We start from the raw sequence: 15,818 nt of genomic DNA on the forward strand, positions 1-15,818 counted from the left end.
CGAGCTCCGCAAGGAGGCCGGCACGGTCTTCCTCGTCAGTCACAACAACAAGTCCATCCGTGACACCTGTGACCGGGTGCTGTGGCTGGAGCGCGGCGAGCTGCTCATGGACGGCCCGACGGACGAGGTGGTCCGGGCGTACGAGAAGGAGACGGCCCGCTAGCCGGCCCCGGCCGCGACGCCCGTCCGTAACAGGCCCCCGTCGACTCTGTCAACGGGGGCCTTGACCTGTTCGTAACGATCAACTGGCCTATTGGGACGGTTGATTCGGCCCCCGCGTGGCATTGTATGGATCAAGCACGTACCCCGGCGGACGTCGGACACATGTGCGGCGTAGGCTGTAGCGTGCTGTTTTGCGCCTGTATGTGGCCCATGTGCGGCGCGGCTCGGTGATACCCGTGTATCCCGTGCCGACGGGGCCGGCGCGGGGGGTGGCTCAGGGGTGCGGGGGGAGCCGTCAGGGGAGAGCGGACCTGCGGCGTGTCCGAAATAGGATGTTCTGGCTCGGCAGTGTAGAACGGGAGATGTGACGGCAATGGCTGCATTGGCTGCGTTGACTGCGTGGGCTGCCTCGGCTGCCTTGGCCACGCGGTCCTCCCGCGCCGAAGACGCGTACGCCGTCCCCGCTCCGGGCAGCCCCCGATGACCGCCGGGACGGACGCGCACGCGCGCGCCGTGCTCGACAAGGCCGCGTACGAGAACTTCCCCGTCGCGCCCTTCTTCGTGCCCCGCGCCTGGCGGGACGACCTGATGGCCGTCTACGGCTACGCCCGCCTCGTCGACGACATCGGCGACGGCGACCTGGCCCCCGGCGGCCGGGACGCCGAGCTGCTCGGCCTCGACCGCGAGCAGGTGGACGACCGGCCGGTCATGCTGGACGCCTTCGAGGCCGACCTGCTGCGCGTCTTCGACGCCACCGGCACGGGCCCCCGCCATCCGCTGCTGATCCGCCTGCGCCCGACCGTGCGCCGGTGCGGTCTGACCCCCGAGCCCTTCCTCGGGCTCATCGAGGCCAACCGCCAGGACCAGCGGGTCCGCCGCTACACCACGTACGAGGAGCTGCTGGCCTACTGCGAGCTGTCGGCGAACCCCGTCGGCCGGCTCGTCCTCGGCATCACCCGAACGGCCACTCCCGAGCGGATCCGCCGCTCGGACGCGGTCTGCACCGCGCTGCAGATCGTCGAACACCTACAGGACGTCGCGGAGGACCTCGGCCGCGACCGCGTCTACCTCCCCGCCGAGGACATGGAGCGCTTCCGCGTCACGGAGTCCGACCTCGCGCTGCCGACCAGCGGCGCATCGTTGCGCGCGCTGGTCGCGTACGAGGCGGAACGCGCCGGGCACCTGCTGAATGAAGGGACCCCCCTGGTGGGTAGCGTCCGAGGCAGGCTGAAGCTGTTGCTCGCGGGGTTCGTGGGCGGGGGGAGGGCCGCGCTCCGCGCGGTCGCCGCCGCGGGTTACGACGTCCTGCCCGGACCGCCCAAGCCCACCAAGCCCACCCTGCTGCGCGAGGTGGCGGCGACATTGCGAAGAGAGGGGTGAGCGGGACCGTGACCGGAACGCCACACGCGTCCGCGCCGGTACTCGCCGCGTACAGCTACTGCGAGGCCGTCACCGGACAGCAGGCCGGCAACTTCAGCTACGGGATCAGACTCCTGCCCACCGCCAAGCGGCGGGCCATGTCGGCGCTGTACGCCTTCTCCCGGCGCATCGACGACATCGGCGACGGACCGCTGGACCCCGAGTCCAAGCGGATCCGCCTGGAGGAGTCCCGGGAGCTGCTGGGCCGGATAAGGGAGGGCGACGTCGACGAGGACGACACCGATCCGGTGGCCGTCGCGCTCGCCCATGCCGTGCGCCGCTTCCCGATCCCCATCGGCGGGCTCGACGAGCTCATCGACGGGGTGCAGATGGATGTCCGCGGCCAGACCTACGAGACCTGGGACGACCTCGCCGTCTACTGCCGCTGCGTCGCGGGCGCCATCGGACGGCTCTCGCTGGGCGTCTTCGGCACCGTGCCCGGCGCACGGGAGGCCGGCCGAGCCGCCGAGTACGCCGACACGCTGGGGCTCGCGCTGCAGCTGACCAACATCCTGCGCGACGTCCGCGAGGACGCGGCCAACGGCCGCACGTACCTGCCCTCCGACGACCTCGCCAAGTTCGGCTGCTCCGAGGGGTTCCACTCCACCCGGCCCCCGGCCGGCGCGGACTTCCCCGGCCTGGTGCAGTTCGAGGTGCGGCGCGCCCGCGCCCTCTTCGCCCAGGGCATGCGGCTGCTGCCGATGCTCGACCGGCGCAGCGGGGCCTGCGTCGCCGCCATGTCCGGCATCTACCGCCGGCTCCTGGACCGCATCGCCGAGGAGCCGGAGGCCGTGCTGCGCGGCAGGGTCTCCCTGCCCGGGCATGAGAAGGCCTTCGTGGCCGTCCGCGGGCTGTCCGGGTACGACGCGCGCAGCGTCCACCGGCAGACCGCCAGGGGGCGCGCCTGATGTTCCGCATCCACACCGGCCGGCGGTGTGCGACCCGCCGACCGGCGGAGGCGTTCCGCACGGCGACCGAGGGAGTCATCGCGTGACGCCATGGACCAACGGGACCGACCGCACCGGCGCTGACCAGGCAGGCCGCCCCGACGGGGCGGCCGCGGTGGTGATCGGGGGCGGCCTCGCGGGCATCACCGCCGCCCTGCAGCTCGCCGACGCCGGCCTGCGCGTCACCCTGCTGGAGGGCCGGCCCCGCCTGGGCGGGCTCGCCTTCTCCTTCCGCCGCGGCGAGCTGACCGTCGACAACGGCCAGCACGTCCACCTGCGCTGCTGCACCGCCTACCAGTGGTTCCTCGACCGGCTCGACGCCCTGCGCCTGGCCCCGCTCCAGCGCCGGCTCGACGTGCCCGTCCTCGACGTCGGCCACCCCTCGGGGCGGCCCCGCCTCGGCCGGCTGCGCCGCACCGCCCTGCCCGTACCGCTGCACCTGGCCGCCAGCCTGGCCACCTACCCGCACCTCTCGCTCGCCGAGCGGGCCACCGTGGGACGGGCCGCGCTGGCGCTGGGCAACCTCGACCCGGCCGACCCCGGCCTGGACGACGTCGACTTCGGCACCTGGCTGCGCCGCCACGGCCAGTCCGCCCGCACCGTCGAGGCGCTCTGGGACCTCGTCGGCATCGCCACGCTCAACGCCACCGCCGACCACGCCTCGCTGGGCCTGGCCGCCATGGTCTTCAAGACCGGGCTGCTCTCCGAGCCCGGCGCCGCCGACATCGGCTGGGCGCGCGTGCCGCTGGGCGAGCTGCACGACACCCGGGCCCGCGCCGCCCTCGACAAGGCCGGCGTGCGCACCGAGCTGCGCACCCGGGCCACCGGCCTGACCCGCGGCCCGGACGGCCGCTGGCAGGTCGACACCGAGGCCGGCCCGGGCGGCGGCGAGCGGCTGACGGCCGACACCGTCGTGCTCGCCGTGCCCCAGCGCGAGACCCACGCCCTCCTCCCCGAGGGCGCCCTCGACGACCCGGACCGGCTGCTCGGCATCGACACCGCGCCGATCCTCAACCTGCACGTCGTATACGACCGCAAAGTCCTGCGGCAGCCGTTCTTCGCCGCGCTCGGCAGCCCGGTGCAGTGGGTCTTCGACCGCACCGACTCCTCCGGACTGCGCGAGCGCGACGCCCGCGCCCAGTACCTGGCCGTCTCCCAGTCGGCCGCGCACGACGACATCGAGCGGCCGGTCGCCGAGCTGCGCGCGCGCTATCTGCCGGAGCTGGAGCGGCTGTTGCCCGCCGCGCGCGGCGCCGGCGTCAAGGACTTCTTCGTCACGCGGGAGCGGACGGCGACGTTCGCCCCGACCCCGGGCGTCGGCCGGTTGCGGCCGCACGCCCCCACCAACGCCCCCGGCCTCTACCTGGCCGGGGCGTGGACCGCCACCGGCTGGCCCGCGACCATGGAGAGCGCGGTGCGAAGCGGTCTCAACGCCGCCGGCGCGGCACTCTCCGGGCTCGGCCGCCCGCACCACAACCCCCTGCGGGAGGCGGCGGTATGAACCAGCGAGCCGACAAGGCGCGCGTACCCGCAGCGGGGCGCGCGTGAGCACGACCACCAGAGGAGAGACCGTGACTTCGGCGATCCCAGCTGTCGACACCGCAGGCGTCAACGCCCTGCTGGAGCGCGGACGGACGCTTGCCACGCCGGTGCTGCGTGCCGCCGTGAGCCGGCTCGCGCCGCCCATGGACACTGTCGCCGCCTACCACTTCGGCTGGATCGACGCCGAAGGCCGGCCCACGCACGGCGACAGCGGCAAGGCCGTCCGGCCCGCGCTCGCACTGCTCTCGGCCGAGGCGGCCGGCGCGCCCCCGGAGGTGGGGGTGCCCGGCGCCGTGGCCGTCGAGCTGGTGCACAACTTCTCGCTGCTGCACGACGACCTGATGGACGGTGACGAGCAGCGGCGCCACCGCGATACGGTGTGGAAGGTCTACGGCCCCGAGCAGGCCATCCTCGTCGGCGATGCGCTCTTCGCGCTCGCGAACGAGGTGCTGCTGGAGCTGGGCACCGTCGAGGCGGGCCGCGCCACCCGGCGGCTCACCACGGCGACCCGCAAGCTCATCGACGGCCAGGCCCAGGACATCTCCTTCGAGCACCGCGAGCGGGTCACCGTCGCCGAGTGCCTGGAGATGGAGGGCAACAAGACCGGGGCGCTGCTGGCGTGCGCCGTCTCCATCGGCGCCGTCCTCGGCGGCGCCGACGACCGCACGGCCGACGTCCTGGAGGCCTACGGCCACCACCTGGGGCTCGCCTTCCAGGCCGTGGACGACCTGCTCGGCATCTGGGGCGACCCGGAGGCCACCGGCAAGCAGACCTGGAGCGACCTGCGCCAGCGCAAGAAGTCCCTCCCGGTCGTCGCCGCCCTCGCGGCCGGCGGGCCGGCCTCCGAGCGGCTCGCCGCGATCCTCGCGGCGGACGCCAAGAGCAGCGAGAACCAGATCGAGGACTTCGACGAGGAAGAGTTCGCCACCCGCGCGGCGTTGATCGAGGAGGCGGGCGGCCGGGAGTGGTGCTCCCAGGAGGCCCGCCGCCAGCACGCGACCGCCATCGAGGCACTCGACGGAGTCGACATGCCCGCCGAGGTCCGGGCGCAGCTCACCGCGCTCGCCGACTTCGTCGTCGTACGAAAGAGATGATTCCGATTTTATCGACCGCACTTGAGCAAGCCTGCACGGTCGCCGGCCGGTGTCCCTCACGCGGCAGCACCGGCCGACGGAACCCCCAAGTACAGCAGTACGGCAGAGAAGAAACTCACTGCGCAAAGGGGACACCATGACAGCGACGACCGACGGCACCGGGGCATTGCCGCCCCGTGCAGCCGAGGCCGGCCAGAGCACCACCGTTCTGCCCCAGCCCGCGGACAGCGCTGTCCGTGAGGCGGCGGAGCACGCCGCGGCCCGCTCCATCGAGCACCTGCTGTCCCGTCAGGACGAGCAGGGCTGGTGGAAGGGCGACCTGGAGACCAACGTCACCATGGACGCCGAGGACCTGCTGCTCCGTCAGTTCCTTGGTATCCGGGACGAGAAGACCACCCTCGCGGCCGCCCGCTGGATCCGGGCGCAGCAGCATCCGGACGGCACCTGGCCCACCTTCCACGGCGGACCCGGCGAGCTCTCCACCACCATCGAGGCCTACGTCGCCCTCCGCCTGGCCGGGGACGACCCCGCCGAGCCGCACATGGCCGCCGCCTCCGCCTGGATCCGGGAGCAGGGCGGCATCGCCTCCGCCCGGGTCTTCACCCGGATCTGGCTGGCGCTGTTCGGCTGGTGGAAGTGGGAGCACCTGCCCGAGCTGCCGCCGGAAATCATGTTCGTGCCGAAGTGGATCCCGCTCAACATCTACGACTTCGGCTGCTGGGCCCGGCAGACCATCGTGCCGCTGACCGTCGTCTCGGCCAAGCGGCCCGTACGGCCCGCGCCCTTCTCCCTGGACGAACTGCACACCGACCCCCGCCGGCCCAACCCGCCGCGCCCGATGGCCCCGGCGGCCAGCTGGGACGGCGTCTTCCAGCGGCTGGACAAGGCGCTGCACGCCTACCGCAGAGTCGCGGTCGGACCGCTGCGCCGCACGGCGCTCAACTCGGCGGCACGCTGGATCATCGAGCGCCAGGAGAACGACGGCTGCTGGGGTGGCATCCAGCCCCCCGCCGTCTACTCGGTCATCGCCCTGCACCTGCTCGGCTACGACCTGGACCACCCGGTCCTGCGCGCCGGGCTCGAGTCGCTGGACCGTTTCGCCATCTGGCACAAGGACGACCAGGGCCGCCCGGTCCGCATGATCGAGGCATGCCAGTCCCCGGTCTGGGACACCTGTCTGGCCGCCATCGCGCTCGCCGACGCGGGCCTGGAGAGCGACCACCCGGCGCTGGTCAAGGCCGTCGACTGGATGCTGGACGAGGAGATCGCGCGGCCCGGCGACTGGAAGGTCCGGCGGCCCGAACTGCCCCCGGGCGGCTGGGCGTTCGAGTTCCACAACGACAACTACCCGGACATCGACGACACCGCCGAGGTCGTCCTCGCGCTCAAGCGCGTCAAGCACCCCGAGCCGCGCCGGGTCGAGGCGGCCGTGCAGCGCGCCGTGCGCTGGACGCTGGGCATGCAGTCGAAGAACGGGGCCTGGGGCGCCTTCGACGCCGACAACACCAGCCCGTTCCCCAACAAGCTGCCCTTCTGCGACTTCGGCGAGGTCATCGACCCGCCCTCGGCGGACGTCACCGCCCATGTGGTGGAGATGCTGGCCGTCCTCGGCAAGGAGCACGATCCGCGCACCCGGCGCGGCATCGAGTGGCTGCTGGCCGAGCAGGAGGAGAACGGCGCCTGGTTCGGCCGCTGGGGCGTGAACTACGTCTACGGCACCGGAGCCGTGGTCCCGGCCCTGGTGGCGGCCGGACTGCCCACCTCCCACCCGGCGGTCCGGCGGGCGGTGGACTGGCTGGAGGGCGCGCAGAACGCCGACGGAGGCTGGGGCGAGGACCTGCGCTCGTACCGCGATCCCGAGTGGATCGGGCGCGGCGAGTCCACCGCCTCGCAGACCGCCTGGGCGCTGCTGGCCCTGCTCGCCGCGGGGGAGCGGTCGAGCGAGGCCGTCCGGCGCGGTGTGGCCTGGCTGGCGCGGACCCAGCGGGAGGACGGGTCCTGGGACGAACCCCAGTTCACCGGCACCGGCTTCCCGTGGGACTTCTCCATCAACTACCACCTCTACCGCCAGGTCTTCCCGCTCACCGCCCTCGGCCGCTACCTGCACGGCGACCCGTTCGCCCCGGCCGGCGGTCCCGGCGGCGGCTCCGGCGGCACGGCACTCGAGGGACGGGAGAGCTGATGACCTCCGGCACGGGCGGGCCCGCACCGCTGCTGATCGCCTGCGCGCTCGGCATCGAGCGTCTCGCCCTGCGCGGCGGCCTCGGCGGTGCGGCCGGGCCCGTGACCGTCCTGCGCACCGGCATGGGACCGCAGGCCGCGGACCGTGCCGTGGCGCGGACGCTCGGCGAGGATCCGGCCATGCGCGACGCGGCCGTCATCGCCACCGGGTTCTGCGCCGGCCTGGCCCCCGGGATGCACCCCGGGGACCTGGTCGTCGCGGACGAGACCCGCTACGCGTCGGGGCGCACCGAGTGCGTGGGCGTCGAGCTGCTCGCCAAGCAGCTCGCCCAGGCCGCTCCCCGGCGCGCCATCCACACCGGACCGCTCGTGGGGTCGGACCACGTCGTGCGGGGCGTGGAACGCGCGGCCCTGCACGCCGCGGGCGCGCTCGCGGTGGACATGGAGTCCGCCGCGACGCTCCGAAGCGCCGTCCGGGCGGGTCCGCGCCCGGTTGCGGCCGTCCGAGTGGTCGTGGACGCTCCAGAACATGAACTCGTGAGAATCGGTACTTTGCGCGGTGGAATATCTGCATTCCGGGTCCTGCGCACCGTGCTTCCCGCCTTTTTTGAATGGCACCGTTCTTTGCTGCTCCCCAGGAGGTGAGACACCATGGCCATGCCGCTCCGCCAGACCATCCGGGTCGCGAGCTACCTTTTTGAACAGAAACTGCGGAAGCGGGAGAAGTTCCCGCTCATCGTGGAGCTGGAACCGCTCTTCGCCTGCAATCTCAAGTGCGAAGGGTGCGGCAAGATCCAGCATCCGGCCGGAATCCTCAGGCAGCGCATGCCGGTCGCCCAGGCGGTCGGCGCGGTGCTGGAATCCGGCGCCCCGATGGTCTCGATCGCGGGCGGCGAGCCGCTGATGCACCCGCAGATCCACGAGATCGTCCAGCAGCTGGTCGAGCGGCGGAAATACGTTTTCCTCTGCACCAATGCCATGCTGCTGCGGAAGAAGCTGGACAACTTCCGTCCCTCGCCCTATTTCGCCTTCGCCGTGCACATCGACGGACTGCGCGAGCGGCACGACGAGTCGGTCGCCAAGGAAGGCGTCTTCGACGAGGCGGTGGCGGCCATCAAGGAGGCCAAGCGGCGCGGCTTCCGGGTCACCACGAACTCCACCTTCTTCAACACCGACACACCGCAGACCGTCGTCGAGGTCCTCAATTTCCTCAACGACGAGCTGAAGGTGGACGAGATGATGATCTCGCCTGCCTACGCCTACGAGAAGGCCCCGGACCAGGATCACTTCCTGGGCGTCGAGCAGACCCGCGAGCTGTTCGGCAAGGCCTTCTCCGGCGGCAACCGGGAGCGCTGGCGGCTCAACCACAGCCCGCTCTTCCTGGACTTCCTGGAGGGCAAGGCCGACTTCCCGTGCACCGCGTGGGCCATCCCCAACTACTCGCTCTTCGGCTGGCAGCGCCCCTGCTATCTGATGAGCGACGGGTACGTGCCCACCTACCGGGAGCTCGTCGAGGACACCGACTGGGAGAAGTACGGGCGCGGCAAGGACCCGCGGTGCGACAACTGCATGGCCCACTGCGGCTACGAGCCCACGGCCGTGCTCGCCACCATGGGATCACTGAAGGAGTCCCTGCGCGCGGCCCGCGAGAGCGTGGCCGGGAACCGGAGCTGACACCCATGACCTCCAACGAGCCGGTCTCCCTGGGGCTGCCCGGCGTACCGGCCCGGCCGCTGGCGATCCGCCGCCCCTCGCGGCGCATCCAGGTCGGGTCCGTCCCGGTGGGCGGCGACGCCCCGGTGTCGGTGCAGTCGATGACGACGACGGTCACCGCGGACATCGGGGCGACCTTGCAGCAGATCGCCGAGCTGACCGCGTCCGGCTGCCAGATCGTCCGGGTCGCCTGTCCGTCGCAGGACGACGCGGACGCGCTGCCCGTGATCGCGCGCAAGTCCCAGATCCCCGTGATCGCGGACATCCATTTCCAGCCGAAGTACGTCTTCGCGGCGATCGACGCGGGATGTGCGGCGGTGCGGGTGAACCCGGGCAACATCCGGCAGTTCGACGACAAGGTCAAGGAGATCGCGAAGGCCGCCTCCGAGGCGGGCACCCCGATCCGCATCGGCGTCAACGCCGGTTCGCTGGACCGGCGTCTGCTGGAGAAGTACGGCAAGGCGACACCCGAGGCGCTGGTGGAGTCGGCGCTGTGGGAGGCGTCGCTCTTCGAGGAGCACGGCTTCCGGGACATCAAGATCTCGGTGAAGCACAACGACCCGGTGGTCATGGTCAACGCCTACCGGCAACTGGCCGCCCAGTGCGACTACCCGCTGCACCTGGGCGTCACCGAGGCGGGCCCGGCGTTCCAGGGCACCATCAAGTCCGCGGTGGCCTTCGGGGCGCTGCTCTCCGAGGGCATCGGCGACACCATCCGGGTCTCCCTCTCCGCGCCGCCGGCGGAGGAGGTCAAGGTGGGCATCCAGATCCTGGAGTCCCTGGGGCTGCGGCAGCGCAGGCTGGAGATCGTCTCCTGTCCGTCCTGCGGCCGCGCCCAGGTCGACGTCTACCGGCTCGCCGACGAGGTCACCGCCGGCCTGGAGGGCATGGAGGTGCCGCTGCGGGTGGCCGTCATGGGCTGCGTCGTCAACGGCCCGGGGGAGGCCCGGGAGGCCGACCTCGGCGTGGCCTCCGGCAACGGCAAGGGGCAGATTTTCGTCAAGGGCGAGGTCATCAGGACCGTCCCCGAGTCGAAGATCGTGGAGACCCTCATCGATGAGGCCATGAAGCTCGCGGAGCAGATGGAGAGGGACGGCGTCGCCTCGGGCGAGCCGGCCGTCACGGTCCTGTAGACCGGCGGCGCCTGACGAGAGAAAGCCCGGCCCGGGTCGGGCCGGCAGAGGAGGAGGGGGGCCGGCGTGTCGTTGCTGGAGAACATCCGCGGTCCGCGCGACCTGAAGACCTTGGACGGCGAGGAGCTGACCGAACTCGCCGAGGAAATCCGCCATTTCCTGGTTCACGCGGTGGCCAGAACCGGCGGCCATCTGGGCCCGAACCTCGGTGTGGTGGAGCTGACCATCGCTCTGCACCGGGCGTTCGACTCGCCCTCCGACCGGATCCTGTGGGACACCGGTCACCAGTCGTACGTGCACAAGCTGCTCACCGGCCGCCAGGACTTCTCCAAGCTGCGCGGCAAGGGCGGTCTGTCCGGCTACCCCTCGCGCGAGGAGTCCGAGCACGACGTCATCGAGAACAGCCACGCCTCGACGGTGCTCGGCTGGGCCGACGGCCTGGCCAAGGCCAACCAGGTGCTCGGCCGCTGGAACCGGCACGTCGTGGCCGTCATCGGCGACGGCGCCCTGACCGGCGGCATGGCCTGGGAGGCGCTGAACAACATCGCGGCGGCCAAGGACCGCCAGCTGATCATCGTCGTCAACGACAACGAGCGCTCCTACGCGCCCACCATCGGCGGTCTGGCCAACCACCTGGCCACCCTGCGCACGACCGACGGCTACGAGCGTTTCCTGGCCCGCGGCAAGGACCTGCTGGAGCGCACCCCGGTCGTCGGCAAGCCCCTCTACGAGACGCTGCACGGCGCCAAGAAGGGCTTCAAGGACGCCTTCGCGCCGCAGGGCATGTTCGAGGACCTGGGCCTGAAGTACCTGGGTCCGATAGACGGGCACGACATCGCCGCCGTCGAGTCGGCGCTGCGGCGGGCCAAGCGGTTCCACGGTCCCGTCCTGGTGCACTGCCGGACCGAGAAGGGCCGCGGCTACCAGCCGGCGCTGGAGGACGAGGCGGACCGCTTCCACTCCGTGGGCGTGATGAACCCGCTGACCTGCCAGCCGCTGGCCCCGTCCCGAGGCGCATCGTGGACGTCGGTGTTCGGCGACGCGATGGTCGAGCTGGGCCGTGAGCGGAAGGACATCGTCGCCATCACGGCCGCGATGCTCCAGCCCGTGGGCCTGGAGAAGTTCGCCACGGCGTTCCCGGACCGGGTCTGGGACGTCGGCATCGCCGAGCAGCACGGCGCCGTCTCGGCGGCCGGCCTGGCCACCGGCGGGCTGCACCCGGTCTTCGCCGTCTACGCCACCTTCCTCAACCGCGCCTTCGACCAGGTGCTGATGGACGTGGCCCTGCACAAGTGCGGCGTCACCTTCGTCCTCGACCGGGCCGGCGTGACCGGCACGGACGGGCCCAGCCACAACGGCATGTGGGACATGTCCGTCCTCCAGGTCGTGCCCGGCCTGCGGATCGCGGCCCCGCGTGACGCCCAGCAGCTGCGGGCCCAGCTGCGGGAGGCCGTCCAGGTCGAGGACGCGCCCACCGTGGTGCGCTTCCCCAAGGAGGACGTGGGCGAGGACATCCCTGCCGTCGGCCGGACCGGCGGCATGGACGTCCTCGCCCGCCCCGGGGGCGAGGACGAGGGCGGCGACGTCCTGCTGGTCGCCGTCGGCGCCATGGCCCGGGTGTGCCTGGACGCCGCCGAGCTGCTCCAGGCGCGCGGCACGAGTTGCACCGTCGTCGACCCGCGCTGGGTCAAGCCGGTCGACGAGGCGCTGCCCGCCCTGGCCGCGCGGCACCGGCTGATCGCCGTGGTCGAGGACAACAGCCGCACCGGCGGCGTCGGCTGGGCGGTCGCCCAGACGCTGCGCGACGCGGGCATCGACCTGCCGGTGCGCACCTTCGGCATCCCCGAACAGTTCCTGCCGCACGCCAAGCGTGCCGAGGTACTGGCCGACCTGGGGCTCACCCCCGCAGAGATCGCCGGCCGGATCAGTGCCGTGCTGGCCCGCAAGGAAGCCCGCGAGGCGGTTAAGGAGACGCAGGCATGACCGCCGTCGAGAAGGACGAGCAGACCGGGTCGCAGGCGAAGGCCGCGGAGAAGGGGTTCGACCTGGCCAGGCTGCTGGCCGAACGCGGGGGCGAGCGGTACGAGCTGCACGCCCGGCACCTGAACCACCAGCTGCCGCGCATGCTGCACACCATCGGCTTCGACAAGTTCTACGAGCGGGCCGAGGGCGCCTACTTCTGGGACGCCGAGGGCCAGGACTACCTCGACATGCTGGCCGGCTTCGGCGTGATGGGCGTCGGCCGCCACCACCCGGTCGTCCGCAAGGCGATGCACGACGTCCTCGACGCCTCGCTCGCCGACCTCACCCGCTTCGACTGCCCGCCGCTGCCCGGCCTGCTGGCCGAGAAGCTCCTGTCGTACGCCCCGCACCTGGACCGGGTGTTCTTCGGCAACAGCGGCACCGAGGCCGTGGAGACGGCGCTGAAGTTCGCCCGCTACGCCACGGGAAAGAAACGCGTGCTCTACTGCGAGCACGCCTTCCACGGGCTGACGGCCGGCTCGCTGTCCGTCAACGGCGAGGAGGGCTTCCGGGACGGCTTCGCGCCCCTGCTGCCGGACACCGCCGTCCCGCTCGGCGACCTGGACGCCCTGGAGCGGGAGCTGCGGCGCGGCGACGTCGCCGGCTTCGTCGTCGAACCGATCCAGGGCAAGGGCGTCCACATGCCCCCGCCCGGCTATCTGCGCGCGGCCCAGGAGCTGCTGCACCGGTACAAGGCGCTGCTCATCGCGGACGAGGTGCAGACGGGCGTCGGACGCACCGGCGAGTTCTTCGCCTACCAGCACGAGGCCGGCGTCGAGCCGGACCTGGTGTGCGTGGCGAAGGCGCTCTCCGGCGGCTATGTGCCCGTAGGCGCCACCCTCGGCAAGGACTGGATCTTCAAGAAGGTCTACTCCTCCATGGACCGGGTGCTGGTCCACTCGGCGAGCTTCGGTTCCAACGCGCAGGCGATGGCGGCCGGACTCGCGGTGCTCTCCGTCATGGAGGACGAGGGGGTGGTCGCCAACGCCCGCCGCACCGGAGACCTGCTGCGTACCCGGCTGGCGGCGCTGACCGACCGGTACGAGCTGCTGCACGACGTGCGCGGCCGCGGCCTGATGATCGGCATCGAGTTCGGCAAGCCGAAGTCGCTGGGCCTGCGCGGCCGCTGGACCATGCTCCAGGCGGCGCGCAAGGGCCTGTTCGCCCAGATGGTCGTGGTGCCGCTGCTGCAGAAGCACCGCATCCTCACCCAGGTCTCGGGCGACCACCTGGAGGTCATCAAGCTCATCCCGCCCCTGATCATCGGCGAGCCCGAGGTCGACCGCTTCGTCGAGGCCTTCACCGCGGTCATGGAGGAGGCCCACAACGGCGGCGGCCTCATGTGGGACTTCGGCCGCACCCTGGTCAAGCAGGCGGTGGCGGGGCGCTGAGCAGGGGGTGTGGGCCGTTCAGCCGGTCAGCAACCGACTGCGAAGCCGCTCGAGGGCCCCGGTTCCGAGCCCGAGCCCCTCACTGAGGTACCGCTCGGTCGTTCCCCAGGTCTCCTCGATCGCGGCGAACGCCGCGGCGAGGTACTCCGCCCGCGCCTCGAACAGCGGCGACAGCAAGTCCATCACCTCCGCGGAGCCGACGCGCCGCACCGGATACCTCCGGTGCGGCGCGTTGGACTCGAGGTAGTCCGCCTCGATCACCCCCGGCGCCACCCCGAGCGCCAGCAACGTCACCGCGACCGTCAGCCCCGCCCGGTCCTTGCCGGCGGCACAGTGCATCAGCGCCGGCACGCTGTCCTCCGCCAGCGCGTGCAGCACCCGGCTGTGCTCGGCCGTGCGCGTCGTGATGAGCACCCGGTACGAGGCGGCCATGCGGCCCGCCGCCCGGCCGTCGCCGAGGGCCTCGCGCAGCTGCCGCAGATCGCCGTCGTGCACCATCTTCCAGAACTCGCCGCCGTCCGCCGGGTCCGACAGCGGGATGTTGACGTTGCGCACGCCCGGGAGCGTCACGTCCGGGCCCTCCAGCGCGATGTCCGCCGCGTTGCGGAAGTCGAAGACGGTGTGCAGGCCGAGCGAGCCCAGGAAGGCCGCGTCCGCCTCCGTCGCGTGGGCGAGGTGACCGCTGCGGAAGAGGACGCCGGGCCGTACGCGCCGGCCGTCGGCGGCCGGCATGCCTCCCAGATCGCGGAAGTTGCGCACCCCCGCCAGCTCCGGTTCGGTCGAGGGGACGTGCGGCGGCGTCTGGGTCACGGGCGCTCCTGGGGACGGGGATCGGCTCGGACCGCATCGTATTCCGCGATGTGCCGGATTGCCGGGGTGGGATACATCACGGCACGTCAACCCCTGGTTACGGTGGCGTAGGTCACTTGCGAAGGTGAAAGATGTGCTGACGTGGCAGACGATTCGAAACCTTTCAGCAAGAGCGCGATCGGGTCGTACGCAGCCGTCGGGGACAGCTTCACCGAGGGCGTCGGGGACCCGGGTCCCGACGGCTCCTTCGTCGGCTGGGCCGACCGACTGGCCGTACTCCTATCGGACCAGCAGGAAGAACACACCTTCCGGTACGCCAACCTGGCCGTGCGCGGCAGGCTCCTCGATCAGATCGTCGAGGAGCAGGTACCCCGGGCCAAGGAGCTCGGCCCGGACCTGGTGACCTTCTGCGCCGGCGGCAACGACATCCTGCGGCCGGGCAGCGACCCGGACGACGTGGCCGAGCGGTACGAGGCGGCGGTGGCCGAGCTCGCGGCCTCCGTCGGCACGGTGCTGCTGTGCACCGGATTCGACACGCGGGGCGTGCCGGTGCTGCGTCATCTGCGGGGGAAGATCGCGACGTACACCGCGCACGTGCGGGCCATCGCGGACCGGCACGGCTGCCCGGTCCTGGACCTGTGGTCGCTGCGCTCGGTGCAGGACCGGCGGGCCTGGAGCGACGACCGGCTGCACCTGTCGGCCGACGGGCACACACGCGTGGCGCTGCGGGCCGCCCAGGTCCTCGGCCTCGACGTGCCGGCCGACCCGGACCAGCCGTGGCCGCCGGAGGGACTGCGCACGCCCGCCGAGGTGCGCCGGGACAACATCCACTGGGCGCGCGAGCACCTGGTGCCCTGGATCGGGCGCCGGCTGCGCGGCGAGTCCTCGGGCGACAACGTGGAGCCCAAGCGGCCGGACCTGCTGCCGCTGTAAGAAACCGGGGGGTCAGTGGGGGAGCCGCCCGTGCGGCAGATCGGCCCAGACGACGCGGCCGCGGCCGCTGTCGTCGGGCCGGACCCCCCATGCCTGGGAGAGTACCCCGACCAGCAGGAGTCCGCGTCCGCTCTCCTCGTCCGCGCCGCTGCACCGCGCCCGCGGCTGCGTCGACGCGTAGCCCTGGTCGGCCACCTCGATCCGCAGGGCCGCCCCGCTCACCCGCAGTTGGCAGCTGACCTTGTCGCTGTCGGTGTGCCGCACGGCGTTGGTGAACAGCTCGGATATCACCAACTGGGCGTCGTCGCACGCCCCTTCGTCGATTCCCCACTCCCGCAGCCGCGCGAGAACTCGTCTTCGCGCCTCCGCCACCGAGGCGTTGAGGGCCGGGAAGTGGAAGGCGTCCTGCAGGCGCCCGCCGAGAAAGGCGCCGCAGTGCCCCAGCGAGGGTGCGTCATGGGAGGGGACCAC

13 protein-coding genes and 1 pseudogene are annotated in these 15,818 nt (G+C 72.1%); 12 read left to right on the top strand and 2 right to left on the bottom strand.

Annotated features, from left to right (window positions below; genetic code table 11):
• The 11 genes and pseudogenes from AB0K09_RS17655 to AB0K09_RS17705 all read left to right on the top strand — a co-directional run.
• Positions 1 to 163: pseudogene (locus AB0K09_RS17655) on the top strand (ABC transporter ATP-binding protein); the annotation flags it as partial.
• Positions 164 to 642: 479 nt separating this feature from the next.
• Positions 643 to 1,542 (top strand): squalene synthase HpnC, encoded by a 900-nt coding sequence (gene hpnC, locus AB0K09_RS17660; protein ID WP_366066285.1) that lies wholly within the window; start codon positions 643 to 645, stop codon positions 1,540 to 1,542.
• Positions 1,539 to 2,489 (top strand): presqualene diphosphate synthase HpnD, encoded by a 951-nt coding sequence (gene hpnD / locus AB0K09_RS17665; RefSeq protein ID WP_366066286.1) that lies wholly within the window; start codon positions 1,539 to 1,541, stop codon positions 2,487 to 2,489. The genes hpnC and hpnD overlap by 4 nt, the downstream gene beginning before the upstream one ends.
• 154 nt (positions 2,490 to 2,643) lie before the next feature.
• Positions 2,644 to 4,029: a hydroxysqualene dehydroxylase HpnE gene (gene hpnE, locus AB0K09_RS17670; protein WP_366066297.1), complete on the top strand. Its 1,386-nt coding sequence runs from the start codon at positions 2,644 to 2,646 to the stop codon at positions 4,027 to 4,029.
• Positions 4,030 to 4,099: 70 nt separating this feature from the next.
• A complete protein-coding gene (locus AB0K09_RS17675) occupies positions 4,100 to 5,164 on the top strand; it encodes a polyprenyl synthetase family protein (RefSeq protein ID WP_366066287.1) in 1,065 nt (354 codons plus the stop codon).
• 136 nt (positions 5,165 to 5,300) lie between these two features.
• A complete protein-coding gene (gene shc, locus AB0K09_RS17680; protein WP_366066288.1) occupies positions 5,301 to 7,346 on the top strand; it encodes a squalene--hopene cyclase in 2,046 nt (681 codons plus the stop codon).
• Positions 7,346 to 7,990 (top strand): 1-hydroxy-2-methyl-2-butenyl 4-diphosphate reductase, encoded by a 645-nt coding sequence (locus tag AB0K09_RS17685; RefSeq protein ID WP_366066289.1) that lies wholly within the window; start codon positions 7,346 to 7,348, stop codon positions 7,988 to 7,990. Before shc ends, AB0K09_RS17685 begins: the two co-directional genes overlap by 1 nt.
• Positions 7,991 to 7,996: 6 nt before the next feature.
• Entirely contained in the window at positions 7,997 to 9,019 is a 1,023-nt protein-coding gene (gene hpnH, locus AB0K09_RS17690) for an adenosyl-hopene transferase HpnH (RefSeq protein ID WP_366066290.1), read from the top strand.
• A 5-nt stretch (positions 9,020 to 9,024) separates the two neighbouring features.
• Positions 9,025 to 10,191, top strand: a complete 1,167-nt coding sequence (gene ispG / locus AB0K09_RS17695) for a flavodoxin-dependent (E)-4-hydroxy-3-methylbut-2-enyl-diphosphate synthase (protein WP_366066291.1) — start codon at positions 9,025 to 9,027, stop codon at positions 10,189 to 10,191.
• A 66-nt stretch (positions 10,192 to 10,257) separates the two neighbouring features.
• Complete coding sequence (gene dxs / locus AB0K09_RS17700) at positions 10,258 to 12,174, top strand: 1-deoxy-D-xylulose-5-phosphate synthase (protein ID WP_366066292.1); 1,917 nt, start codon at positions 10,258 to 10,260, stop codon at positions 12,172 to 12,174.
• Positions 12,171 to 13,604, top strand: a complete 1,434-nt coding sequence (locus tag AB0K09_RS17705; RefSeq protein WP_366066293.1) for an aspartate aminotransferase family protein — start codon at positions 12,171 to 12,173, stop codon at positions 13,602 to 13,604. The genes dxs and AB0K09_RS17705 overlap by 4 nt, the downstream gene beginning before the upstream one ends.
• A gap of 18 nt (positions 13,605 to 13,622) precedes the next feature.
• Here AB0K09_RS17705 and AB0K09_RS17710 read toward each other — a convergent pair whose 3' ends face one another.
• A complete protein-coding gene (locus AB0K09_RS17710; protein WP_366066294.1) occupies positions 13,623 to 14,414 on the bottom strand; it encodes a tyrosine-protein phosphatase in 792 nt (263 codons plus the stop codon).
• 141 nt (positions 14,415 to 14,555) lie between these two features.
• Here AB0K09_RS17710 and AB0K09_RS17715 point away from each other — a divergent pair, with 141 nt between their 5' ends.
• Positions 14,556 to 15,347, top strand: a complete 792-nt coding sequence (locus tag AB0K09_RS17715; protein ID WP_366066295.1) for an SGNH/GDSL hydrolase family protein — start codon at positions 14,556 to 14,558, stop codon at positions 15,345 to 15,347.
• Positions 15,348 to 15,359: 12 nt separating this feature from the next.
• On the opposite strand, the gene AB0K09_RS17720 is transcribed toward AB0K09_RS17715, so the two are convergent.
• On the bottom strand, positions 15,360 to 15,818 hold the full coding sequence (locus AB0K09_RS17720; RefSeq protein ID WP_366066296.1) for an ATP-binding protein: 459 nt from the start codon (positions 15,816 to 15,818) through the stop codon (positions 15,360 to 15,362).

Origin of the sequence: Streptomyces sp. NPDC049577, assembly GCF_040675635.1 — a bacterium.
GTDB lineage: Bacteria > Actinomycetota > Actinomycetes > Streptomycetales > Streptomycetaceae > Streptomyces.

Bases quoted from the DNA above. Each gene is read 5' to 3' on its own strand.
- AB0K09_RS17705 (WP_366066293.1), top strand. From the start codon at position 12,171: ATGACCGCCGTCGAGAAGGACGAGCAGACCGGGTCGCAGGCGAAGGCC.
- hpnH (WP_366066290.1), top strand. From the start codon at position 7,997: ATGGCCATGCCGCTCCGCCAGACCATCCGGGTCGCGAGCTACCTTTTT.
- hpnC (WP_366066285.1), top strand. From the start codon at position 643: ATGACCGCCGGGACGGACGCGCACGCGCGCGCCGTGCTCGACAAGGCC.
- AB0K09_RS17685 (WP_366066289.1), top strand. From the start codon at position 7,346: ATGACCTCCGGCACGGGCGGGCCCGCACCGCTGCTGATCGCCTGCGCG.
- ispG (WP_366066291.1), top strand. From the start codon at position 9,025: ATGACCTCCAACGAGCCGGTCTCCCTGGGGCTGCCCGGCGTACCGGCC.
- shc (WP_366066288.1), top strand. From the start codon at position 5,301: ATGACAGCGACGACCGACGGCACCGGGGCATTGCCGCCCCGTGCAGCC.